The organism is Burkholderia sp. Ac-20353, assembly GCF_017104785.1.
Lineage (GTDB): Bacteria > Pseudomonadota > Gammaproteobacteria > Burkholderiales > Burkholderiaceae > Burkholderia.
The window spans coordinates 1-745 of record NZ_JAAGPL010000548.1 but is presented as its reverse complement, the minus strand read 5'-3'; the positions used below and the strand labels follow the sequence as shown (position 1 = coordinate 745).

The following is a 745-nucleotide window of genomic DNA, read 5'->3' as shown; positions in this document are numbered from 1 at the left end:
CCGCACGCCCGGATTGCGGCGCGAGGAAGTCGCGCAGTTGTGCGGCGTGAGCCCGACCTGGTACACGTGGATCGAGCAGGGCCGCCCGGTGTCCGCATCGGCCGACGCACTCGCGCGGATCGCGGTCGCGCTGCAACTGTCGCGGGCCGAACGCGCGTACCTGTTCGAGATGGCCGCGCAGCGCGACCCGGCCGAGCCCGACGTCGCGGGCGGCGACCTGCCGCCGACGCTCGCGGCAACGGTCGCGGCCATTGCGACACCCGCTTACGTGCTCGACCGGCAATGGAACGCGCTCGCGTGGAACGCGCCGGCCGCCGCGCTGTTCGCGGGCTGGCTCGACGGCGATCACGACCGCAACCTGCTGCGCTTCACGTTCATGTCGCCGGCCGCGCGCGCGCTGATTGTCGACTGGGACACGCGTGCGCGACGGCTCGCCGCCGAATTCCGCGCCGATTCGATCCGTCACCTGACCGAAGCGCCGACCCGCGCGCTGATCGACGCGCTGACGGCCGGCAGCGACGCGTTCGCGCAATACTGGGCGTCGCAGGACGTGTTCGAGCGCGAAGGCGGCCAGCGCGAGTTCGACCACCCGGCCGACGGGCGGCTCGTCTACCAGCAGATCACGCTGAAGCCCGCGCACCGCGAGGACCTGAAGCTCGTCGTGCTGGTGCGCGAATAGCGCAGACTGCGCGGCCGTCGCCGCCGCGCCCCGCGGCTGCGGCGCCCAGCGCCGCCCGGCCTCGGT

At 73.6% G+C, this 745-nt stretch carries 1 protein-coding gene; it reads left to right on the top strand.

The annotated features are described in order from the left end of the window. On the top strand, window positions 1-679 hold a 679-nt coding region (locus G3N94_RS41885; protein ID WP_205799978.1), incomplete at its 5' end, for a helix-turn-helix transcriptional regulator. Window positions 680-745: the final 66 nt, after the last annotated feature.